Source organism: Rothia sp. HMSC058E10 (assembly GCF_001809415.1).
Taxonomy (GTDB): Bacteria; Actinomycetota; Actinomycetes; order Actinomycetales; family Micrococcaceae; genus Rothia; species Rothia dentocariosa.
Genome location: NZ_KV797630.1, coordinates 79,560 through 101,122, shown reverse-complemented (window position 1 = coordinate 101,122; position 21,563 = coordinate 79,560). Strand labels below are relative to the sequence as shown.

General features: G+C 52.9%; 22 protein-coding genes. 13 read left to right on the top strand and 9 right to left on the bottom strand.

Features of this window, described 5'->3' with window-relative positions; genetic code table 11:
• The 3 genes from HMPREF2609_RS06155 (at window position 1) to HMPREF2609_RS06145 (ending at window position 2,640) form a co-directional block, all read left to right on the top strand.
• Entirely contained in the window at window positions 1–765 is a 765-nt protein-coding gene (locus HMPREF2609_RS06155) for a DUF6318 family protein (RefSeq protein WP_246825600.1), read from the top strand.
• Between the two features lie 95 nt (window positions 766–860).
• Window positions 861–1,583, top strand: a complete 723-nt coding sequence (locus HMPREF2609_RS06150) for a DUF6318 family protein (RefSeq protein ID WP_070535765.1) — start codon at window positions 861–863, stop codon at window positions 1,581–1,583.
• A gap of 301 nt (window positions 1,584–1,884) precedes the next feature.
• Window positions 1,885–2,640, top strand: a complete 756-nt coding sequence (locus HMPREF2609_RS06145) for a DUF6318 family protein (RefSeq protein ID WP_070535762.1) — start codon at window positions 1,885–1,887, stop codon at window positions 2,638–2,640.
• A gap of 202 nt (window positions 2,641–2,842) precedes the next feature.
• Here the strand turns inward: HMPREF2609_RS06145 and HMPREF2609_RS06140 are convergent, their stop codons facing one another.
• From HMPREF2609_RS06140 to HMPREF2609_RS06110, 7 genes are all read right to left on the bottom strand, one after another.
• Window positions 2,843–3,424, bottom strand: coding sequence for a TerD family protein (locus HMPREF2609_RS06140; RefSeq protein WP_070535759.1), 582 nt, complete (start codon window positions 3,422–3,424; stop codon window positions 2,843–2,845).
• A 131-nt stretch (window positions 3,425–3,555) separates the two neighbouring features.
• Window positions 3,556–4,653 carry a DUF475 domain-containing protein gene (locus tag HMPREF2609_RS06135; RefSeq protein ID WP_070535756.1) on the bottom strand — a complete coding sequence of 366 codons (1,098 nt, stop codon included), beginning with the start codon at window positions 4,651–4,653 and terminating at the stop codon, window positions 3,556–3,558.
• Window positions 4,654–4,696: 43 nt separating this feature from the next.
• Window positions 4,697–5,275, bottom strand: coding sequence for a TerD family protein (locus HMPREF2609_RS06130; protein WP_070535753.1), 579 nt, complete (start codon window positions 5,273–5,275; stop codon window positions 4,697–4,699).
• A gap of 13 nt (window positions 5,276–5,288) precedes the next feature.
• Window positions 5,289–6,077, bottom strand: a complete 789-nt coding sequence (locus tag HMPREF2609_RS06125; protein WP_246825599.1) for a hypothetical protein — start codon at window positions 6,075–6,077, stop codon at window positions 5,289–5,291.
• Window positions 6,074–6,604, bottom strand: a complete 531-nt coding sequence (locus HMPREF2609_RS06120; RefSeq protein WP_070535750.1) for a TerD family protein — start codon at window positions 6,602–6,604, stop codon at window positions 6,074–6,076. The genes HMPREF2609_RS06125 and HMPREF2609_RS06120 overlap by 4 nt, the downstream gene beginning before the upstream one ends.
• Window positions 6,605–7,120 (bottom strand): hypothetical protein, encoded by a 516-nt coding sequence (locus HMPREF2609_RS06115; protein ID WP_070535747.1) that lies wholly within the window; start codon window positions 7,118–7,120, stop codon window positions 6,605–6,607.
• An 8-nt stretch (window positions 7,121–7,128) separates the two neighbouring features.
• On the bottom strand, window positions 7,129–8,367 hold the full coding sequence (locus tag HMPREF2609_RS06110) for a toxic anion resistance protein (protein ID WP_070535744.1): 1,239 nt from the start codon (window positions 8,365–8,367) through the stop codon (window positions 7,129–7,131).
• Between the two features lie 358 nt (window positions 8,368–8,725).
• Between HMPREF2609_RS06110 and HMPREF2609_RS06105 the strand changes: the two genes are divergently transcribed.
• The 10 genes from HMPREF2609_RS06105 (at window position 8,726) to HMPREF2609_RS06060 (ending at window position 17,647) form a co-directional block, all read left to right on the top strand.
• Entirely contained in the window at window positions 8,726–9,379 is a 654-nt protein-coding gene (locus HMPREF2609_RS06105; protein ID WP_246824252.1) for a DUF6318 family protein, read from the top strand.
• A gap of 195 nt (window positions 9,380–9,574) precedes the next feature.
• Window positions 9,575–10,327, top strand: a complete 753-nt coding sequence (locus HMPREF2609_RS06100) for a DUF6318 family protein (protein WP_048754656.1) — start codon at window positions 9,575–9,577, stop codon at window positions 10,325–10,327.
• A 53-nt stretch (window positions 10,328–10,380) separates the two neighbouring features.
• Window positions 10,381–11,022, top strand: a complete 642-nt coding sequence (locus HMPREF2609_RS06095) for a DUF6318 family protein (RefSeq protein WP_246825292.1) — start codon at window positions 10,381–10,383, stop codon at window positions 11,020–11,022.
• Between the two features lie 82 nt (window positions 11,023–11,104).
• The gene (locus tag HMPREF2609_RS06090) at window positions 11,105–11,815 is read left to right on the top strand and encodes a DUF6318 family protein (protein WP_070535741.1); all 711 of its coding nucleotides are present in this window, start codon (window positions 11,105–11,107) and stop codon (window positions 11,813–11,815) included.
• Window positions 11,816–11,939: 124 nt separating this feature from the next.
• Window positions 11,940–12,740, top strand: coding sequence for a DUF6318 family protein (locus tag HMPREF2609_RS06085; RefSeq protein ID WP_070535738.1), 801 nt, complete (start codon window positions 11,940–11,942; stop codon window positions 12,738–12,740).
• 226 nt (window positions 12,741–12,966) lie between these two features.
• Window positions 12,967–13,734 carry a DUF6318 family protein gene (locus tag HMPREF2609_RS06080; RefSeq protein WP_070535735.1) on the top strand — a complete coding sequence of 256 codons (768 nt, stop codon included), beginning with the start codon at window positions 12,967–12,969 and terminating at the stop codon, window positions 13,732–13,734.
• Between the two features lie 230 nt (window positions 13,735–13,964).
• Window positions 13,965–14,690 (top strand): DUF6318 family protein, encoded by a 726-nt coding sequence (locus HMPREF2609_RS06075; protein WP_070535733.1) that lies wholly within the window; start codon window positions 13,965–13,967, stop codon window positions 14,688–14,690.
• A gap of 241 nt (window positions 14,691–14,931) precedes the next feature.
• The gene (locus tag HMPREF2609_RS06070) at window positions 14,932–15,624 is read left to right on the top strand and encodes a DUF6318 family protein (RefSeq protein ID WP_070535730.1); all 693 of its coding nucleotides are present in this window, start codon (window positions 14,932–14,934) and stop codon (window positions 15,622–15,624) included.
• Window positions 15,625–15,704: 80 nt separating this feature from the next.
• Complete coding sequence (locus tag HMPREF2609_RS06065; RefSeq protein ID WP_070449874.1) at window positions 15,705–16,403, top strand: DUF6318 family protein; 699 nt, start codon at window positions 15,705–15,707, stop codon at window positions 16,401–16,403.
• A gap of 26 nt (window positions 16,404–16,429) precedes the next feature.
• A complete protein-coding gene (locus tag HMPREF2609_RS06060) occupies window positions 16,430–17,647 on the top strand; it encodes an MFS transporter (RefSeq protein WP_070449877.1) in 1,218 nt (405 codons plus the stop codon).
• Between the two features lie 41 nt (window positions 17,648–17,688).
• Here HMPREF2609_RS06060 and HMPREF2609_RS06055 read toward each other — a convergent pair whose 3' ends face one another.
• Together HMPREF2609_RS06055 and HMPREF2609_RS06050 are read right to left on the bottom strand one after the other, a co-directional pair.
• Window positions 17,689–19,680 carry a M13 family metallopeptidase gene (locus HMPREF2609_RS06055; RefSeq protein ID WP_070535728.1) on the bottom strand — a complete coding sequence of 664 codons (1,992 nt, stop codon included), beginning with the start codon at window positions 19,678–19,680 and terminating at the stop codon, window positions 17,689–17,691.
• Window positions 19,681–19,883: 203 nt separating this feature from the next.
• Window positions 19,884–21,323 carry an MFS transporter gene (locus HMPREF2609_RS06050; protein WP_070535726.1) on the bottom strand — a complete coding sequence of 480 codons (1,440 nt, stop codon included), beginning with the start codon at window positions 21,321–21,323 and terminating at the stop codon, window positions 19,884–19,886.
• Window positions 21,324–21,563: the final 240 nt, after the last annotated feature.

Genomic DNA, 21,563 nt, shown 5'->3' with positions numbered 1-21,563 from the left:
ATGCCAACCCGTTTACCCCACCATGTCTCCCGCCGCGCCGCCTTGGGTGTGCTGGGCGCAGGATCTGCCACCGTCGTTGTCGGATGCGCCCCCGCCGTCAAACCCGCGGACCTCGGGCAGGGGAGCTCGTCCTCCGCGAGCTCATCGTCGTCAAGCGCTTCATCCTCCAGCTCATCATCGAGTGCATCTACTCTGCCCGGCAACTCGAAAAACACGGGCGATGTAAAACTCGAAAAGTACGACACTTCTGCGGGTGAACACCAGCCCGCAACCCGTACCGAGAAGCCGAAGAACGTTCCCAAACCCCTGCTCTCTGATAAAGCCAAAGAGAAAACCATAGACGGGCTTTACGAAAACATCGCCTATATCGCGGCCTCTATGCAGTACCTCTTCCAGACCGGCGATATGGAGCCTTTCGAGAAATGCGCTCTGGTGTCATCTGAAAAGTCGAGTCTGTCCAGTGACACCAGTACTTCAGAGATGCTCAAAATGATCAAAGAGGGCAATGCCTGGCTGGACAACCCGACCGTTGTGTTCTCGCTGAACACCTCCACCCCGAGTAGCAGCGGCAGCTTCTACTCCTGGGATGGCACGATGAAGATGAATATGGGTTCCTACGTCGTCGTGAACTCCATGAGTAAAGATGTGGACTCCAGTAAACAACACGTTGATACGGATATCACCTTCGAGGCCCTCTATTCGGGCAGTTCGTGGACTATTCGCAGCAGTGGGGGTGCTGCTGGAAGCGGCGGATTCTCCATCTAAAACATTGTTGTTTTAGCGGCTGGGGTTTCTTAGCCTCACTAGATTTATGCCTTATTCGCTCTGAATGAGGCACATATGAAAGGAAAAAGAATACTATGTCATCGTTGATCGTGACTCGCCGTAACGCAGCGCTGGGCGTGCTGGGTGCTGGCACCGCGGCCGCGCTCGCAGCATGTTCTTCGTCGAACTCAAACTCAAACTCCAGTGGCGGCTCGTCAAGCTCCAGTAAGTCGGAACCCGCTAAGGATTACAAAGGCGAGGTCAAGTTCGACAGCTTCGATACGTCGGCGGGGGAGTACGTGCCCGCGACCCGTACCGAGCCCGCGAAGAACGTTCCTGTTCCGAAGCTGCCGGAGAACGCTAACGAAAAGTCCGTTGAGGCTTTCTACGCGCATATCGGTTACTACGCTGCATGCATGCAGTATTTGTTCGTTACGGGTGACGACGGACCTTTCCGTAAGGGAGCTTATAAGGAAGATGAAGTCCAAATTATATATCAAGATCCCAACTGGTCTCAGATCCTTCCGAAGGTTAAAAACGGGGAGATGTGGTTGGGCAATCCTACAGTTACGATCGAGACTCTCACCGCACAGCCAGAAATTAACGGGGATCGTTATAAGTGGTCTATTCAACTGAGTATGAACATAGGCGAATTTATGGCTACTCCTGAGGGTGCGAGCGATATTCCGCCTGGGGAAGGATATGTGAAAGTCCCAGGGACATTTATCGGTACTTACTCTGATAACAAGTGGAGCGTTGCTACCACTCAAACTGGTAATACCGAAACCGTTAGTCCGAAAGCTAAGTCAAACGGCTAACTTTAAAGCCCCGCAAGATTTCTACAATCTTGCGGGGCTTTTGTAATCTCAACCACCGCTCCCGGAACTTGACCGATTCACAAATAGTCGGAAAGTAACCGGTGAAATTCTTTGGCGCATTATGCGGAAACATACCGTATTCTAAATTCTAAGACCCTAGAACGGCAGATATACGGGCTCCCGCAGTCCCGATACACTAGAGTAGAGAGAAACACCCATGGCGAGTTCATGCGCTCGCCACCCGTGCTTCCCGCAGTCGCCTGCCCTGCGGCGTTACGGAAGCCCCGAAAGGAACAACACCATGTCACCTCATGATGTAACCCGCCGTGCCGCACTAGGCATCGTTGGCGCTGGCTCTGTCATTGCTCTTGCCGGATGCGCCGCCTCCGTAAAACCCGTCGATGCCGCCGCTAGCGGCTCTTCAAGCTCTTCATCGTCCGCGTCAAGCTCATCGTCCTCATCCTCTGCTTCCACCTCGGCTTCGTCTTCAGCTTCGTCCTCTGGAAGCTCGAAGAATTACAGCGGAGTCGTCAAACACGAAAAGTTTGATAAATCTGCGGGTGAGTTTGAGCCCGCAACGCGCGAACAGCCGGCGAAGAACGTTCCAATTCCGCAGATTGACGATCAAGCAAAAGAGAATTCGGTCGATGGGTTTTACGCCAATATTTCGTTTATTTCTGCGTCAGTTCAGTATTTGCTTGAAACAGGTGATGACGGGCCTTTACAGAAGACTGCGCTATCAGACAGCGATAAAGAGTCCTTTTTCAAAGATAATGAAGGCAATAATGTTATGGACGCTATTAAATTGAAAGAAATGTGGTTTGGTAACCCAACCGTAACCATTACTCTAGATACTCCTCAGCCAACAAAAAGCGGTGACTCGTATCGGTGGCAAGGTAAGACGGATATATTCTATGGCGAGTATGTCGCCGCTAGTTCGGGTTTCGCTGAGGACACTCCTGCCTCAGAACAGCACATCAAAGCTTCTTCCATGCTCAGAGGAACGTACACAAACGGCAGTTGGCAGATAAATTACCTTGTAGGATCTTCGAAATAGCTTTCTAGAGTTGAGTTAACCACAATAATATAGCTGGTCCCGCATGCATCGTATTGATGCATGCGGGACCAGCTTTTGCTATTAGTACTATGCGCACAGAAGCATTCCAAAGACAGCTCTTACCGCTATGAAGAAGAATAAAACTGCCGCTATGTACACCTTGACGTGCCGCTATTGAATACGTGCACAGCACGCCAAATTTTTAGACAAGGTACCTTTTTACAGGGTCGATAACATCGCGCGGGGTGCGTGCTGCGCCGGGCAGCGGGTCTCCAATAGCCCGAAGCTCCCAGCCGCGACCTACGCGTGCCAGCAGGGCTACCATGAGCCCCGTATGTGAGCCCTTTTCCGTCATCGAAAAACGTGCCATCTCCTGGCGGGTAGCAACGTTTTCAACGCGCACAAAGGCGTTGTCAACGTTGCTAAATTGGTCCCCGGAATATGAGGTAATCACCAGCGCCAAGAAAGCAACGCGCGCATCCACGCCCGGGAGGTTAATATCAATAACCTCGTCGTCGCCTTCGCCTGCACCCGTCAGGTTATCTCCGTGGTGAATAATAGAACCATTGACCGAGCGTAACGACCCGTAGAAAACGACCTCAAGCAGGTTACCGGCTGCATCATAGCCGATCACGGAAGCATCCAGATCGACCGCTTTCTCTTTGATACGCCCAAAGAGCCCCTTGGTTTTAATGGGATCCCAGCCTAAGCCCAAACGAACCTGGGTGAGCGAGCTGTCTTTCGAGAGATCTAGTTTCTGGCCTTTTGACAGGTTAATAGCCACAGTGCCTGTACCCTTCGTTAGTTATGTAGTTATGTGGTAATAAAAATACGGTGGGCGGATGCGCGGCGCACGCTGCGTCCGCATCGTCGCCCACCGCGTTGCTTGAGGGCTATGTGCCCTTGATCCTGCGGTTATGTGCTCTGCACCGGAGCGTCAGGTTCTGCAGTCTTTTCCGCGAGTGCTGCCTCCGCATGGTTTGCCTTGCGGGAGGAGATAATCGACCCGGCGATAAAGACGATGCCGGAAAGGCCGATCACGTAGTCGGGAATATCCCACTTGAGGGTTGCCAGAAGCATAAGCGCGAGAACGCCGATAGCCCAGTGCGCGCCGTGGTCCAGGTAGCGCAGCTCTTGAAGGGTTCCCTTTTCGACCAGGTAAATGGTCATCGACCGCACGAAGAGCGCGCCCACGCCCAAACCGATAGCAATAATAATGGGGTCTGAGGTTACCGCGAATGCGCCGAGAACGCCATCGAAGCTGAAGGAGGCATCAAGAACTTCTAGGAAGATAAACATGGAGAATGCTGCTTTACCGGTAAGTACGGCAACATTCGCCAGGGATTCTTCTTGAGATTCGTTTCGGTCTTCCATAAAGGTTGCCAGGCCGTTGGTCGCCAAGAAGGTGAGCATGCCCAGAAGCCCCGAGAGCAGAATGGTGTACTGTTCATGATGCTCGGCACCGAAAAGCTGAGAAGCCGTCACTAAGATAACCCCGGAAACCAATACAGGCATGGAATCAAAGTGCCCGGCTTTGGCGAGCGGTTTCTCGATCACGGATAGCCAGTGGACATCCTTACCCGCCTCGAAGAGGAAGGAAAGGAAGAGCATGAGCAGGAACATGCCGCCGAAGGAAGCGATGGTGTGGTGGGCGGATTCCAAAATGTACCCGTAGGTTCCGGGCGTATGCGGGTCGCCGCGTTCCATTGCAAGGTTCCAAGCTTCAACCGGACCTACGTTGCCTGCCAGGCAGACGATCAGGAAGGGGAAGATAAGACGCATACCAAAAACAGCGACTAGCACACCGACTGTCAAGAAGATATTGCGCCATGCATGCGACATTTTGTCTAGGTATTTTGCGTTCACACCCGCGTTGTCGAATGAGAAAACGATCTCAAGGACAATCAGGATCGCGGCGGATACCATGCCGACAATACCACCATAAAAGGCGGCACCTATAAGTGCCGCAAGGGTAATCAAGAGGTCGTATTTGAAGAATTTTAATAAAGCCATGAGGGCAGAAGGCTCTCCTTCGCGTTAGAGATAAGGCAGGTTGTTAAACGGTGAAACCGTAGGAGGTCAGCAGATGCGGCAGACCACCGGTGAATGGATCTTCTACGGCTTTGAAACGCCATTCGCCGTTGTGGCGGTACACCATCGCGAAGAGTACAGCGGGCGCTGCCGAGCAGTCTTCGGAAAGGTCGTAACGAGCGATTTCTTCATTCGTGTCGTCGTTTATTAGACGTACATAAGCGTTACGTACTACACCGAAATTCTTACCGGTTTTTTCGCCTTCGTAGATGGAGGCGAGGATGTGAAGGCGCTGTACCTTTGGGTCTACTTTATCGAGGTTCACGATAATGGTCTCATCGTCACCTTCAGCATCGCCAGTGCGGTTGTCACCGGTGTGGACGACCGCGCCGTCAAGGCTGGTGGGATTGTTAAAGAAGATGAGGGATGCATCGTCAAAAAGGATCCTGTCATTTTCGTCGGTGATCATGACGGATGCGTCAAGGTCATAGGCTTCACCCGCGAGGGATAGGTCCCAACCCAGGCCGATGGTGAGGTTTTTCAGGCCCGGTGCCTCTTTGGTGAGATTGATGGGGTTTCCTTTGGTGAGCTTAATAGCAGCCACTATATTTTCCTTTCTATTTATGGTGTTGATATTCGCTGAGAAGGGCGATGGCACAGGTAACGTAACCATCCTCACTTAATATTAGCGTACCCTTCCCTAAATCCCGGGTTATGCGCATATCGGGATTAGTGAGCTGAAGATTCCTGCCGATCAGTTTTAAAGATCGCAGTAGCGTCAAAGATTTAGGGGGAATTGTCAAAACTGTGCCTGCTGCGTTGAGCGATATTCGGGTCATCCGAGAGGCAGCATCAGTTGGGGGAGCGGATGAACCCGACAGCATAATACTCTCACCATCCCAGTTCAGTAGGAATGCAGTCATATCGGTTCCGGTAATACGTAGTTCTCCTACGGCGGCTTGTACCGCATCGAGCATAAAGAGACGTTCGCTCGGGTGAGCGTCGGTGATATTGGGGATGTGACCCCACCAGTGCGGTTCACGCAGGTGTTCGGATGGGGGAGTTATGGTTTTTGCCGTGTCTGCGGGTTGAGAATGCTGCCAAGATTCAGCCGATTCCGGGGTGTAGGTTGCCGTCCCGCGAGATTTGCTCATATTTGGGGGCTTAATCTGCCGGTGCTGCATCGGCTGCGCTGTCCCGGATGCGCCCGTCGTTCGGTCCGTTTGGCGGTTTATATTCTGCTGAGTATGCTGCGCCCTCCGGTGCCCTTGCTGGTCAGAGGGAATATCTGCAGACTGCGGCCCCCGGTTTGCTGCTGCGGCAGCAGAGGGGGATGCTTGAGGATGCGCCTGCTGCTCAGGGTCCGCTTCCGCTATGTAGGCAGTGATAAAACTGTAGCGACTCATAACCCGAACCCTTGAAGCATGGCGGAAACACTATGCCATTCATCGCACACAGCCCGCACTTTCCACTCGCCGCGGTGCTGGTACACCTGCATCAGCCGTACCGCCGCGCTGCGACCTACCTGCACGAGTGGGGCACGGAACATTGTTTTTCCGGTGGCAGGGTTTATCATGCGTGCTCGAATCCCGCTGGCACGGTTGAGCCGCACGGTACTTTCCCCGTTTGTGAAGAGCACAACCTCCAGGGAATCTACGTCTTGGGGCACAGTGGGAAGGTGCAGATCGAACTGCACCTGATCGTCGCCCATGAGCTCGCGGCGGCGAACACTGCCCGCACGGTCTAAGACCTGGTGAGCAAATACAAAGTCTTGCCGCGAAACTAGTTTGCCGTTCGAGGTGAGAAGTACCCCTGCCTCCAGAGATTCACGTAGAAGCGGTTCGTCGGTGCGCCACCGCAGTCCTACCAGCACGTGGTCGAGATCGGGTGCTTCCTGGGTAAGATTGACGTTCTGACCAATGCTCAGTTCCATTTATACCGCCATTCTCTTGCGCATGAACAGGGTGTGCGTTTCAAGTTCAAGGCTGTTATCTGCCCGCACAAGGTTAAGCGCTGTGACGAATTCCTGATTTGCATCAGTAAGAGCCTGCACCAGCTCGGAGGTCTGCTCCGGGGTGGGGTTGTGCGTGCGGGTATAGACAGTCAACAGATTCGGTACATAGGTGGTTAGCGCCGTCTGGAGTGTGTATTCCGTCGTTGAGGGCAGGGTTGCGCGGGTATCACTACCCGTTTCTGCCGTTATTTTGCGGTAGGTTTCGACCATCTCGAAGGCGGGTACGAGTGCGCGCGGGGGTACAGACACGGCAAAATCCGCCAAATAATGCGAGGCATCATCCAACACATGCTGGGACTGGCGCAGGTACGTGGGCTCCGGGGCAGAAGAATGAGCCGAGGCATACTCCTGCGCCGGGGCATCCGTGACGCTTTCTTGTTGGGAGCGGATCGGGGAATCGTCCGGCACACCGAAAAACCGTTTGATAACGCCCACGTGTGCCTCTAATTCTGGGTGAGTGCGCGGTTTGTGGGAGTTCCGCTGGCGTGTGCAGGGGATTCGGGGGCATTATTCCTTCGTGTAACGCGCTCAAGAGATTCTGCCGTCAGTTCGCGCAGCATCTGGTTCGACTGGGCGAATGCTTCTACCGCCCCCTGGCGGAATGCGGAAACTTCGTCGAGCGCTTGAAGTACTTTTCCATGTGCCTGCGCCAAAACCTGCGGGTCGATTGCGGGTTGGGACGCCATCTGCTGGATCCGCGTAGCCTGCGAAGACAGCATATCGGCATTGCGCATAATAGCGTTCTCGGTGGTTTGCTTCAGAGCGCCAAGCTGCTGCAGAACCGCTTCCTGCATGCCTAAGGAACGGGCGATATAGGCGGTCATTTTGTATGCCCATAAGGTGGTGTCTTCGGCACGACGGATACCGCGAATGAGCTCTTTGCCGTTGCTGGAGACAACATCGCTTGTCAGGTACGCCTGCCCGGCAATTTCAAGTTTAGTGAGCAGATCGCTGATGCGCTGTTCGGTCACATACAGAACCTTCTCGGTGTAGATGCGCGCGGTTTCTTCATCTCCTTCAAGACGAGTTTCTTCGGCGGCGGCACGCACCATATCGGAGAACTGTTGAAGAACTGCGATCTTCTCGTTTAAATCCGTCATGCCTTCCTGAAGTTTCTCGCGCAGTTTCACGAGTTCCGCCTGCTGCATGACGAGTGCATCGGTGGATTTTTTCAGTTTTTTGCTGATGCCTTCAATATTTCTGTTGACGCTGGCGTACTGGTAGAAGAATTTCTCGATTTTGCTTTTGCCGCGCCCTATCAGGCGTTTTGCGATGCCGCGTTTACCGGGGGTACCGTCAATCGCGCTGTAATCCAGCGAGTTGATTTGTGCACGCAGTTCTGCCAGGTTTTGAGATGCTTTGGTTTGTGGGGAGTCCGGCGCAAGCTCAAGCTCCTGCATATTCAGCAGACGCTGGGTAACCATGTCGATGCCGTTGAAGGTATCGGAACCGTAGCTTGAAATCGTATTTTCGAGGGTATCGAGAAGTGAAGGTGACCTCAGATCGGTGTTGTTGAGAGTGATAGCCAGTTCGTCTGCTTCATGACTGATAGTTGCAACCTCAGGGGCACGCGTTTCCCGTTTTACAAGGTCGATAGCTCCCGCTTGGTTAAGCTTAGGCGGTGCTTGAGTTACGACCGGCGGGGCACCAACTTGGGGTTCGGAAGTAGGGATTTCAGCCATGAGATATCCTCTCGTCATGTCGGAACATACTCTTCTATGGTACTCAGCGCAGTGTGCAGAAGAACGTCCTTTCGTTAGAAAGCAATAAAAGTTGCATAAAAAAGTACCGGTATACCTGTGGATAACTTCTCCAGTTTCTTCGTTGCGGAACGTAAAAACCTCGTTGTTTTATGGGTTATCTATAAAAATACGTGGAGGTCAAGATCGGTCTGCGAAGCACCGCTCCCGCTTTATCCTCTGGCAGAATCGAGCGAAATCTCACAGAGCGCATACCGCTGAAATCTGATATAAACCTCTACTTAAGGTGGATAATGAAGGGACTTCCCGCATTTTGATGCCGCGCGAAAGGGGAATCACGGTGGAATATGTGCTAACACGTCGTTCCGCGCTGGGTGCTGCGGGTGCCGGTGCGGTGCTTTTTACGGTTGCTTCATGCTCGAATGAACGCAGTGACTATGCCGGAGAAGTCAAACTCGAAAAATACGATAATTCTGCTGGCAGTTTTGAAGCCGCCACACGAGACACCCCTCCCAAGAACGTCCCCAAACCTATCAAACCTGAGAATGCAGATGAAAAGTCCGTTGCCGGGTTTTACGCGAGCCTAGCCTATATCGCCGCCGCTATGCAGTATATGTTCGCCACTGGTGACACCGGTCCCTACGATGACAGCGCGCTCACCGAGGACGAGAAACACTATGTTCATAATTCCTCAAATGAGCAAATACTGGCGCGCATGAGGGAGGGGCAAAACTGGTATGAGAACCCGCGCGTCACTATCTCCCTGAATACCGCGCAGCCCGCGATGGAAGGTGATACATACACGTGGGAAGGGAAGTTTTCTATGGAGTTCGGGAACTACCGCGTCGATCGTGGGCAGGTAAACGACCTAACGGAACGGCAAAAAAGTAATACCGAAGACATGGTTTTTAAAGGAACATATACCAACGGGCGCTGGAGCGTTGAAACTCGGTCAAAGACCGTAGCCTCACAGAGCTCTACAGCTACACCATAGCGTTGTACCTTCCTTGGAAGGAGTGCGCTCGGCGCTGGTTCTTGGGTGCGCGCAGGGACGATGAGAAAAATATAACAGCTTATGATGACGTCATATAACGCATGTTCGCACGGCTTAACGGCACAATAGTAAGGTACCCAGCCACATCACAGGGGTTTTAATCGTTGACGATTAAGACGCCGAAAGGAATGAAATATGTCAGAAAGATCCTATGATTTTTCGCGCCGAACCGCTCTTGCGGCAGCCGGTGCGGTGGGCTCGGCGATGGTGCTGAGCGCCTGCGCCCCGAAGGTGAGAGGAATCGCATCCGAGCAGCAGAGTGCGGGGGCAACCGCATCCAGCTCTAGTTCCAGCTCTCCATCTAGTTCCAGTTCAAGTTCTTCATCTAGTTCCAGCAATTATGCAGGCGAGGTTCGCTTCACGAGTTTCGATACCTCGGCGGGCGCCTATGAGCCTGCCACGAAGGAGCACCCGTCAAAGAACGTGCCTAAACCGACGAAACCCTCAGATATAAACGACAAGTCGGTGGCAGGGTTCTATGCGGCGATTGGCTATACGACGGCAGCCATGCAGTACGCCATGGAAACACTGGACTTTAGCCTTGTAGCGGATGCGTTTCCACCAGAATACAAAGATGTCCTGGAATCTAAATTTAACCAGCTGAAACAACAAACCACGAGCAGTAAATCATGGTTTGGCGGCCCCAAATTTAAGGCGACTCTCAAGAGCCCGGAACCGACGATGAACGGTACGAGTGCCACTTGGGAGGGAACAATATCGTTTTCGCTGGGTACCTTTTACGGGCCGAGTGGAGTAAGCCGAGAGTCTGAGACAGAGACATCAGATACCCTCTACCGCGGAACCTATACGGAAGGGCGCTGGTGGGTTATCTACGGCAGCTCCTCGGGTTCGTCAGGATCTGGATCGTCTCAAGAATTTTCACTCTAGAAACACCACACAGATATTCGGGCTAAGAAGTCCGCACCATGAAAGGAAAAAGAATGTCCGCTCTACATGTCTCACGTCGCACCGCGTTTGGTTTGGCGGGTGCTGCCTCTGCGACCGTGGCGCTTGCTGCGTGCTCTAATGGAGATGGAAAAGATTACAGCGGAGAAGTGAAGTTTGACAGCTTCGAACGCTCTGGGAATTATGAACCAGCAACCAAAGACAAACCTGCCCAAAATGTGCCTAAACCCGTTAAACCTTCTCAGATGAATGAAAAATCTGCGGCAGGGTTCTATGCGGCGATCGGCTATCTCGCGGCTGCAATGCAGTACCTGTTGGAGGACCTAGAGCCCGAACCACTAATTGAAGTTCTGGGGGATTCACAAGGAAATTATGACCAGTTTAAACAGATGAAATCCTCCAACCTCGCATGGGTCGTTAATCCTAAAGTCGTGATCTCCTTGAAGACTCCTCAGCCTAAAGTCGATGGTGATACGTACACATGGGATGCAAAAGGCACCATTAAATATGATGGGATCGGGAGCAGTGTTGATGCTGCACAGCAGGCGGGTAAAGATCAAACAAGCGATATAACTATCAAGGGAACCTATAAGGACGGTCAGTGGCGTATGACAGACCCAGAGGCCACTTCAACATCCGGAAGCTCATCGAGCTCCGGGTCACTTTTCGGTTTCTAAATTTATTTAAGACCTGCTAGTTGCATCTGCATATGCGCCCAGGTTTCAGCATGAGCCTGAGCGCTGAAAGGAAACACATATCATGAACACACATGCGTATCGTCTCTCACGTCGCACCGCGTTTGGTTTGGCGGGTGCAGCCTCTGCAACCGTGGCGCTTGCTGCGTGCTCTGGAGGCGTTAACGGTGTCAGTTCCCAAAGCGAGCGCACCGACTTTAGCGGCGAGATCAAGTTCGATAACTTTGACACTTCTGCGGGAGAATACAAGCCCGCAACCAAGGATCACCCCGCCGAAAATGTGCCGAAGCCGAAGAAGCCAGATAACGCTAACGATAAGTCGGCGGCAGGTTTTTACTCGTCTATCGGCTATCTTTTTGCATCCATGCAGTACTTCTTCGAGTCTTTTGACCCCGAACCCATGATGGAGGTTATTGCAGACAACACCGGGCAGAAGGTGCCTGCGTCGCAATTTGAGCAGCTCAAGCAGATGGGTGCCGGGGGAGTCATGTGGCTTTATGACACAAAAATTACCGGTAGCCTCAAGACCCCGCAGCCGAAGGTGGACGGCGACACCTACACCTGGGATGGAAGCGCTACCATAAAAATCGGCGGTATGGGCGGCCGCGGGGGAATGGGTCGGGAACTGAACCAGGAACAGAGCCATGACGCTACGTTCAAGGGAATTTATAAGGACGGCAAATGGATGATTACGAACCCAAATCAGGATTCAGCCTCGTCTAGTAGCGCTAGCCCGTCAAGCTCCAGCAGCTCCGGTTCGCTGTTTGGCATCTAGCGAAATTTTACGGTGAGAGTATTCATTTCTCGTTATCGTGATGGATAGCGGGTATATGCATATGCTGTACCTCTGATGATCGATACCACCCGAGTGTCAGGGCTTGGGTTCCGAAAGGACTAGCATGTCTTCATTGAATATCTCTCGCCGTTCCGCGCTTGGGTTCCTTGGCGCCGGTTCCGCGGCGGTGGCTCTTGCTGCCTGTTCCGGGGCAAATAATGCTGGCGGGTCAGGCTCCTCCGCATCCGGTGGCCAAGACCAAAAGGACTACAGCGGCGAGGTGAAATTCGACAACTACGACACCTCTGCAGGTAAGTATGAGCCCGGCACCAAGGAACAGCCCCCGAAGAACTTCCCCAAGCCCCTCAAACCAGAGCAGATGGGTGAGAAATCCGTCGCTGGTTTCTATGCGGCTATCGGGTACATGGTTGCGGCATGGCAGTACTTTAATAACGCCAATGATCCTGCCCCATTTATGGAAGTTGCTCTTGATCCTCAGGGGAATAAGCTCCCTGCCGATCAGGTTCAACAAGCTGTTGAAGAACGGAAAAAGCAAAAAACCTGGGCTGAGGACCATAAACTGACTGCCATTCTAGACTCCCCGCAACCCAAGACTGACGGTGACACCTATACTTGGAACGGAAAGATGAAGGCTACCAACGGCTCCTTTGTTGTGATAGGGGGTCAGGCTATAGATGTCCCTAAAGAGAAGATGACAGAAGAAGCGCCTGCGGTCTTCAAAGGAATCTATAAAGACGGTACCTGGTGGTTGTCCTATCCTCAGCAAAGCAGCGGAGGTTCTTCAGACGCTCAGGGTGGCTCCCAGAATCAGCAGCAGGGACAGAACCAGGAGCAAACCCCGCAGCAGCAGGCTCCGCAGGAAGGAGCCGGGGAAGGCGCATCCGGCAACGGCGGTGCACAGTAGCAATACCGCGCAATCGTCTAGGAGAACCGAGTGTAGGTTCCTACTTAAAGAAAACCCGCAGGAAACATGGTGTTCTTGCGGGTTTTCCGTGCTCTTAGCTGAATCTTTGCTCAGGGAACGCTTAAATCTCGCATGAATTTCTACATCATGTACACAATGGGAATATACCCAACCACAGTTTGCGCCTTGATGCACGGGTAAAAGGCGCTGAAAGGACACCATTTCGATGCCCTCCCACACCTCCCGTCGTTTTCCCCGCCGTTCCGCGCTCACGTTGTTGGGCATAGGCTCAGCGGGATTTATTGCCTCCTGCTTATCAAGAAACCAAGGATCTGCCACAAACTCTGATGAAACCCGCACCGACTTTGCGGGTGAGGTTAAATTCGATACATATGATGAGTCTGCAGGAGCCTTTAAACCAGCAACTCGTGATCACCCGGCTCAGAACGTGCCTGTGCCCATCAGACCCGAGCATATGAACGATAAATCTGTGCAGGGGCTTTACAATACGATCGCCTATATTTCCGCCGCCCTCCAATATATGAACACCACCGGCAACACCCGACTTTATGACGAAAGCGCCGCCGCAGAGCCGGGACATAGCGTCATGCGCGGCGAAAAAGACGAAAAAGCGTTCTCTTTAATGCGTGAAGGGCGCGTCTGGTTCGATAACCCCGCGGTCACAGTAACACTCAAAACCTCCGAACCGACTATCAAAGGCGATACCTACACCTGGGAAGGAAAGACCACCCTCGATTACGGAACCTTTCAGGTGGGCGAGAAAGAGACCGTAAACCTTTCTCTCGCGAAACGGTACGAAGTTGCCCAGACCACCTTCACCGCGGTGCATCGTGACGGCCGCTGGTGGTGTAAGGTGAGCGTTCCCGAAAAGATCGTGGGAGCCCCCGAAAGAACCGATCTTTTCTCGCATTTTAGGATGCGTGTAGAAGACCTAACCCCCACGCCTGTGCCTACACCGGAGGCAAAGAAATAAAGGCGCTAAGGGGTTTCACGATTACGAATGTGCGTACCACCAGCAAATAATCAGCTGGGCGGTCAAACCTGGGAATATGCAGAAATACCTGCGGCAATCCCAAGCATAAATCATGACGCATGGCAGGATAGTTAGAGGTAACCCAACCACAAGAAGCGCTCATGCTCTCTGCCCTATACACGGATATCTTATTGTTATCCGGGCATAAGTAAGGCGCCGAAAGGAATACTATGAATATCCCAGCACATTATCTGACCCGCCGTTCCGCTCTTGGTGTGTTCGGCGCAGGTTCTGCGGCGGTTGCTCTTGCCGCGTGCTCGACGAGTAATTCTAATGGCGGTGGCGGTTCTGATTCGTCGAAGCGTGACGACTACAGCGGCGAGGTGAAGTTCGAGAAGTTTGATACTTCGGCCGGGAACTATGAGCCTGCAACCCGTGAGCATCCGGCAAAGAATGTTCCGAAACCTATTAAGCCGGATAACCTGAATGATAAATCGGTGGAGGGCTTCTATCAGAATATCGCCTTTATTATTGCTAGTTTCCAGTATTTCTATATGACGGCAGACGGCAGTGCTCTTAAGGAAAGCAACCTTAAAGGCAAAGAACAACTCTCAAAGGCTGAAGAACAGATGAAATCTTCTGGGGCACCAGATAAGCTTTGGTCTGAGGACTTCACTATCAAAGCTTCTCTTGATACTCCGCAGCCTAAGATTGAAGGCGACACCTATACATGGGAAGGAAAGGTATCGGCGAATCTGGGCAGCTTTACGGTTCAAAATGGTCAGGTGACGGATATCCCCGAGAAATCGCGGCATCAGGAAGGACCGCAAACCTTTAAAGGCACCTACAAAGATGGTAAATGGGAGATTGACCTTGGAGTGAGTAGCTCTGCATCTTCTGATGCCAGTGGCGGAGCATCTACCGGTTCCGGCAGTGGCGGAGGGTTCGGGTTCTAAACTTCTTTCAAGCTGAACCGCATCGGCCAAATATGGGTTAAGCCCGCAGAAACACGTGCGTTTCTGCGGGCTTGATCTATGTCTGCGGGGCTTGTTGCTGGGTAGGAGTGTCATAATTACCTGTACTGCGGCTCTACTCCGGGATAATAGAGGATGCGCCCGTCACGGTAACATCACTCCCCGAACGAAAATACCGGTAACGACGCTGTATTTTCCGCTTCCATGAGAAAGGTACCCGCCTATGACTTCCTCGTCCTTATCCCGCAGAGCCGCCCTCGGCGTGCTAGGTGCCGGTTCCGCGCTCGCCTTCGCCGGATGCGCCGCCCGCGTGCAGCCGCTCTCGGCGGACGCATCCGCGAGCTACCGTGCCGACTATTCGGGTGAGATCACGTTCAACAGCTACGACACCTCCGCAGGAGAATACGTGCGCGCAACCCGTACCCAACGCGCGAAGAACGTGCCGAAACCGGTGAAAACCGCCGAGATGACCGAGAAAAGCTCCGCCGGGCTGTACTCTTTGTTTGGATTTCTTGGGGCAGCCTTCACCTACGGAATTATGACCAACGATTTCTCTCCCTTCAAAGAAATTACCTTTGTAGGAGGAATAAACGGAGCCGAAGCCTTTGAGGAAAGCAGCGTGAAAGAGCTTGAAAATATGTGGTTTGAAGACCCTAAAATGACGTTTACGCTCAAAGACCCGACTCCCACCCAGAACGGTGACGTCTACACATGGGCGGCAACGACCACATTCTCAACAGGTAATTTTGTAGTGTATGAGGGCACTGCGGTAGACATTCCTAGCGAGGCAAAGAAAGACGTTCACGACGGAGAGTTTAAGGCACGATATAACAACGGACGCTGGCTGCTGATCGATATTCCCACCAATACCGACTTGTCTTCTAGCTTTGGCTCGGCGGGTAACCTTAGTGCCTAATTCCAGGGATAGTACTGGCCGGGAGTATCCGGGATAATAGTGTTAGAACAATAGTCGCCATCGATGAAAGGTCTTTTTTTATGGCACAGTCGTTTGTATCCCGCAGAACCGCCCTAGGCATGTTGGGCGCAGGTTCCGCGCTCGCTTTTGTCGGATGCGCATCCAACGCCGGCAGCGTGAAACCGCTCCCGACGGATGCTACGGCAAGCTACCGCAGCGATTTCAGTGGCGAAGCGAAGATTGACGAATACGATACCTCGGCGGGGGAGTATCGTAAGGCGACCCGCACCGAACGCGCGAAGAATGTGCCCAAACCCATCAAACCTAAGAACGCCGACGAAAACTCGGTGGCAGGGCTGTATTCCAGTATCGCGTTCTATACTGCGGCGACCCAGTACATGATGGAGAGCGGTGACGACAGCCTGATCGAGCAGACCGCGCTGAATGATACAGATAAAAGCTCCGTTAAGTCGTCCTCGTACCAGTTTTCAACGATCTGGTTTGAAGACCCCAAGGTGACGGTCAACCTCACCACACCGAAGCCCAAGGAATCCGGCGGGGAATACACCTGGCCTTCCCGATTCACCATAGGGTTGGGCAGCTTTATCGCCACCTCAGGAAGGGATGCTGATGTTCCCTCAAGCTCCCGCAGCACCACGATCGACGTCGATATAACAGGGAAGTATGAAAACGGGCACTGGGTTATTGGCGGGTTTGCCGCAGCCTTCCGCAGCCAGGTAGGTTCAGGCTCTAGCAGCAGTAGTGGATCGAGCATCTAGCCTTCTGCTCTGAGGTTTTGCGGAACATGGTGAGGTACAGCAGAGCGTACTATCTCATCCCGGCGACGGCGCTTTCACGCATAGGCACCGTCGCCTACACCATTGTGGTGACCTGGTATATCAGCCAGCACGCCGGTCAGCAGATGGTTGGGGTGATGAATGCGTGTAGCGGTGCGGGCATATTCCTCGCCAGCATTCTTGGATTTGTTGTCATTGACAGGTTTAAGAAAAAGTCTCTGCTGATTTTCTACGATATTTTTAATAGCCTCTGCTGCCTATGCGCTCTTATTCTTTTATTGTCAGCACACGGAGAATTTATCGTTTATATACTGATTATTCTTTCGGCTCTCATGTCTTTAGCCGCGACCGCATACAGCCCCACAAGCCGCGCTATTATTCCTGAAATTCTTGGACATCGAGAATTTGAAAAATACAATAGCACCTATTCGATGGTGGGAGAACTATCCCGTGCTGTGAGCCCCCTCGTGGGAACCATGATTCTCATGCAGAATTTTGCGAATGCCCTAGAGCTTTCAATCATCGTCAATCTGGTGTCATTTATTCTGTCTTTGGTACTCACTTTTATGGTGCCCGCTGGGTCTGTCGCTACCCGACGCTCGGAGGGTTCCGAAGTATTCCAAAAAACGCATATAGTTCACGATTTATGGTTTGGACTAGTATATATAGCCTCTAGTGCATATTTTAGACGCGAACTTATCTTCGCCGCCCTCCTCAATATGTGGGGTGCCTCAACCCTTTTCCTGCTTCTAGGGCGAATTGCTTACTTGGGGTTAGGGCAAGAAGTTTACGGTCTTGGTATGTTTATGGGAACTATGGGCGCCGTGGCTGCATCTTTTATTCTCAACCGCATACCTGCGCTGAGGCGATGGGCGCATCCACAAATATTACTGCTGGTTATCGGTGGCGCGTATGTATTGGCACTTATACCCGGAATTATCAGCGTTATTACTGCACAAAGTATAGTGAGTGGAATTATTGTTATCTATACTATTGGTCTTTTCTCGGATTTGCAGAAGAAGAGCGACGCTGGGCATATTGGAAAAGTAATGTCTGTCTTTAGTTTAGCGGCAGCGCTTTTTACATCTCTGGGAAATTTGCTCTTCTCACATCTAAGTGCGCGGGTAGATACCGGAGCATATGCGTTCGTATGTGCCGCATCCTTAGCCCTCACAGCTGCGGTGCTTTGGGTGATGCGGCGCTTCTTAACTCCCACGAGCAGATAGCAATTCGCTATCTGCTCGCGCTATTGGGAGCTGGCAGGCGGTTACCAGATACGCACGCGATCCTCAGGCGCTAGGTACAGTTTGCTGTCCTCAGGAACATCGAACGCATCATAAAACTCGTCGATATTGCGCACCACGCCGTTCACCCGGAACTCGTCGGGGGAGTGCGGATCCACCGAAATCATCATCTCCGCATGCTGCGGGCGTGACTTAGTGCGCCATCCCTGCGCGGTAGACCAGAACAGGCGCTGCGCGGCCGTCATACCGTCAATGACCGGCGCATCCTCCAGCGAGGTGATGCCCTGCTCGGCAAGCGCAATCTCATAGGCCCTCAACGCAATCGACAGACCCGAAAGGTCGCCGATATTCTCGCCCAGAGTTAGTTCGCCGTTCACCCGGAACTTTTGCGGGTCAAGGTTCGCCGGGGTGTAGGCGTTATACTGCTGCACCAGCGCGCTCGTGCGCTTGGTAAACTCGGCGAAATCCTCCTCGGTCCACCAGTTATTCAGCGCACCGTCGCCATCATAGAGCGCACCCTTATCGTCAAACCCGTGGCCGATCTCGTGACCGATCACCATGCCGATGCCGCCGTAGTTCGCTGCGTCGTCGGCCTCAGGGTCGAAGAAGGGCGGGCGCAGAATAGCCGCAGGGAACACAATCTCGTTAGCGGGCGGCATATAGTAGGCGTTCACGGTCTGCGGAGACATCAGCCATTCGTTCTTATCAACCGGGTCGCCAGCGCGATCGATCATGAAATCGCTGTTAAAGGCGGCGGTGCGGCGCAGGTTCTCGAACAGGTCACCGGGCACCAGGGTCAGTTTCGAGTAGTCGCGCCACTCATCCGGGTAGCCGATCTTCGTGACAAACTTCGAGAGCTTCTCCAGTGCCTTCTCGCGGGTGGCTTCGGTCATCCAATCCAGGTTTGTGATGGAGCGGCGGTATGCTTCCAGCAGGTTATTGACCAGCTTGAGCATTTTCTCCTTATGCTCCGGCGGGAAATGCACCGCCACGTACTCCTTGCCGAGCTCCTGATCGAGCGCGTTCTCCACAGCCGCAACGCCGCGTTTCCAGCGTTCGCGCAGCTCTTCAGTTCCCGAGAGGGTGCGACCGTAGAAATTGAAGTTTTCCTGTACGAACGCATCCGGCAGGTAGGGCGCGCGGGAACGGATAGCGCACCACAGGGCCCAGAGTTTCCAGGTCATCAGCGGGGTGGACTGCCATATGTTCGCCACGCCCTCCAGGAAAGAAGGTTGAGAAACAATGACCGTGCCCAGCTCTTTGGGGTCTGCCCCCAGCGCAAGAAGCCACTGCTGGAGCGGGAAACCGGGGAACTTCTCGTCAAGTTCGGTGGCTTTGACGGGGGTATATTTCGCCTCTGCATCACGGTTTTTCACGACATCCCAGTGATGCGCGGCGATCTCGGTCTCGTGCGAGAAAATGAGCTGTGCCGCCTCCATAGGGGTTAGGTTGAAGCTCTCAGCAAGGCCGGTCAGCTCGAACATGGTGGCGATATGCTCGATATACGCGGCGCACACCTGCTCGTACTTCTCTTCGCGGTAGTACGCCTCATCGGGCAGACCCAACCCGGCCTGGGTGAGGTAAAAGACGTAGTGCTCGGGGTCTTTCTGATCGATGCTGGTGTACCACCCGAGAAGCTGCGCCAGCCCAGCCCGTGAGAGGAGCGCTAGAGTGACGGCGAGCTGGTCGCTTGTGGCGGCGTTGAGAATCGGGGCGACCTCGCGTATGAGCGGTTCCAACCCGTCGGACTCGATCTTATCGGTGTCCATAAAAGAGTTGTAGAGCGCGCCGATGCGGGATTCAGGCTGTTCCTTGGCGATACGCTCAACAATCTCACGCACATGCTTTTCGGCATCATCGCGCAGAGTGTACAGCCCGCCGTCTTTGGAACGGTCGGCGGGAATTTCATAGGTATCGAGCCAGCGGCCGTTCACGTGGCGGAAGAAATCATCGCCCGGTTTAACCGCCTTATCGACCCATTCGGTCGTAATTCCAGAGTTCTTTGCATTATCCATGACCCCATTCTAGGGGCTTTATGGCGCGAGAACCTTGAAGATAACACCTCTTCGGCATATTCCCTCAGGGGCGTAATTCGATGAACGTTGGCACCCTTTGCCCCTTAAAGGTAACCGCGAGCAGGTAGGATTTTGCCGATAAGGTAGGAAAATCCTACCTGCTCGAATCAAAAACCACCTGCTCGCGGAAACTGAAATTACGTCTATGCGTTTTCTGCAGCGAGTTTCTTATCCCTCTCAGCCATCATGCGCTTCTCGGCCCCATTAACAAGCCAGAGGAACACAATAGCCAGTCCCGAGCACACGATCATGAAGATGAAGGCGGTGCTCCAGCCCCAGTGATCCACAATGATGCCGATACCGGTAGAAGCCAACGTAGCGCCCAGAGCATACCCGAAAAGACCGGTAAATCCTGCGGCGGTACCCGCGACATGTGAAGGCGACAGGTCGATAGCCTGCAAACCGATCAGCATCACCGGCCCATAAATCAGACCGCCAATCAGCGCCAACGCAATATAGGCGATAATGAGCGGAGCATCGGCTGAAGGCAGCCAATACAGCAAAATAGCGCCTACGGTAGCAATCAAGAAGAGAATACCCGCGGGTGAACGACGTCCCTTGAAGACATAGTCAGAGACGAAACCGCAGAGAATAGTGCCGCCAATACCGGCAAGCTCCAGGATTGAGAACCCAGCGATACCGCCTTCAAGGGAGGCGTGGCGCACATCGTGCAGATATTTAGGAGCCCACACCAGCACACCGTAGCGCAGCGTGTACACAAAGACATTAGCAAGAGCCAGATACACCATGGTCGAATTAGTCAGCACATGCTTACGAATAGTCGTCCATGTTGATTCAGAACGGTCTTCGTCCGTGGACTCAACCTTGTGGGGATCGTTGCGATACACGTCAATAGTGGGCAGACCCTCAGCCTCTGGATTATCGCGAATCAGCAGCCACGCCACAAAAGCAAGCACAAAGCTAATCACGGCGGGGAACCAAAAAGCAACCTGCCAGGTTTTACCGAAGAGCGTGAAACCCCAGGCAACCAAAAGACCCGAGAGCGCGCCACCAACGTTATGTGCAGTGTTCCAGAGAGAAACCTTAGACCCGCGCTCGCTCGTTGAGAACCAGTTCACGAGCACGCGGCCTGACGGCGGCCACCCCATACCCTGGAAGATACCGTTGAAGACCATAATGGCGGCCATAGTGGATGCGATTGCGGCCCCGTATCCTGCAGCTGCCGCACCGGATCCCATGTACCCGGCGATAGCGAGCAGAACGTTTGCAATACCAGAAAGTACTAACCCTATGGGGAGGAATAACCGCGCATTAGAGCGGTCAGAAATCATAGCGGTAAAGAATTTGCTGAAACCATAGGCTAAAAGCAACGCCGTAGAAAGCGCACCAATAGCCGCATTACTAAAACCGAGTTCATGAGTCAGAATCGGCGTAACAAGCGGAACGTTATTGCGAATCAGATAAAACGTTGCGTACCCGATAAAAATACCCATAAAAACCTGAAAACGTAGGCGTGGGTACTTCGATGCGACCTCTGCTGTGTTCAGTTGAGGTTTTGCTGTCGGGATAGCAAGCCAGCGGGGTACAGAACCCTTCTTCTTTGGAGAATCTGTAGTAGTCATGCTCGCATTTTAGGAATAGGTACCTATAGAAATAGTAATTTTAAGAGCATATGTACAGGTTACTTAAACTAGAAGTGAACATATGTTCAGAATGATTATTCTGTGAATAACAATTTTAGGCTGTAAAAACAGTAAATTTTTTATTTATGTGAGATAGGACTATGTCTTAGGGACCATAAATGCCTATGTTGGATGCGCATGCCCTCTATATAACCGCGAGCAGGTAGGATTTTGCCGATA

Excerpts from the sequence above, each read along its gene's own strand:
- HMPREF2609_RS06155 (WP_246825600.1), top strand. The coding sequence starts at position 1 with ATGCCAACCCGTTTACCCCACCATGTCTCCCGCCGCGCCGCCTTGGGT.
- HMPREF2609_RS06150 (WP_070535765.1), top strand. The coding sequence starts at position 861 with ATGTCATCGTTGATCGTGACTCGCCGTAACGCAGCGCTGGGCGTGCTG.
- HMPREF2609_RS06145 (WP_070535762.1), top strand. The coding sequence starts at position 1,885 with ATGTCACCTCATGATGTAACCCGCCGTGCCGCACTAGGCATCGTTGGC.
- HMPREF2609_RS06135 (WP_070535756.1), bottom strand. The coding sequence starts at position 4,653 with ATGGCTTTATTAAAATTCTTCAAATACGACCTCTTGATTACCCTTGCG.
- HMPREF2609_RS06125 (WP_246825599.1), bottom strand. The coding sequence starts at position 6,077 with ATGAGTCGCTACAGTTTTATCACTGCCTACATAGCGGAAGCGGACCCT.
- HMPREF2609_RS06120 (WP_070535750.1), bottom strand. The coding sequence starts at position 6,604 with ATGGAACTGAGCATTGGTCAGAACGTCAATCTTACCCAGGAAGCACCC.
- HMPREF2609_RS06110 (WP_070535744.1), bottom strand. The coding sequence starts at position 8,367 with ATGGCTGAAATCCCTACTTCCGAACCCCAAGTTGGTGCCCCGCCGGTC.
- HMPREF2609_RS06100 (WP_048754656.1), top strand. The coding sequence starts at position 9,575 with ATGTCAGAAAGATCCTATGATTTTTCGCGCCGAACCGCTCTTGCGGCA.
- HMPREF2609_RS06095 (WP_246825292.1), top strand. The coding sequence starts at position 10,381 with ATGTCCGCTCTACATGTCTCACGTCGCACCGCGTTTGGTTTGGCGGGT.
- HMPREF2609_RS06090 (WP_070535741.1), top strand. The coding sequence starts at position 11,105 with ATGAACACACATGCGTATCGTCTCTCACGTCGCACCGCGTTTGGTTTG.
- HMPREF2609_RS06085 (WP_070535738.1), top strand. The coding sequence starts at position 11,940 with ATGTCTTCATTGAATATCTCTCGCCGTTCCGCGCTTGGGTTCCTTGGC.
- HMPREF2609_RS06080 (WP_070535735.1), top strand. The coding sequence starts at position 12,967 with ATGCCCTCCCACACCTCCCGTCGTTTTCCCCGCCGTTCCGCGCTCACG.
- HMPREF2609_RS06075 (WP_070535733.1), top strand. The coding sequence starts at position 13,965 with ATGAATATCCCAGCACATTATCTGACCCGCCGTTCCGCTCTTGGTGTG.
- HMPREF2609_RS06070 (WP_070535730.1), top strand. The coding sequence starts at position 14,932 with ATGACTTCCTCGTCCTTATCCCGCAGAGCCGCCCTCGGCGTGCTAGGT.
- HMPREF2609_RS06065 (WP_070449874.1), top strand. The coding sequence starts at position 15,705 with ATGGCACAGTCGTTTGTATCCCGCAGAACCGCCCTAGGCATGTTGGGC.
- HMPREF2609_RS06060 (WP_070449877.1), top strand. The coding sequence starts at position 16,430 with ATGGTGAGGTACAGCAGAGCGTACTATCTCATCCCGGCGACGGCGCTT.
- HMPREF2609_RS06055 (WP_070535728.1), bottom strand. The coding sequence starts at position 19,680 with ATGGATAATGCAAAGAACTCTGGAATTACGACCGAATGGGTCGATAAG.
- HMPREF2609_RS06050 (WP_070535726.1), bottom strand. The coding sequence starts at position 21,323 with ATGACTACTACAGATTCTCCAAAGAAGAAGGGTTCTGTACCCCGCTGG.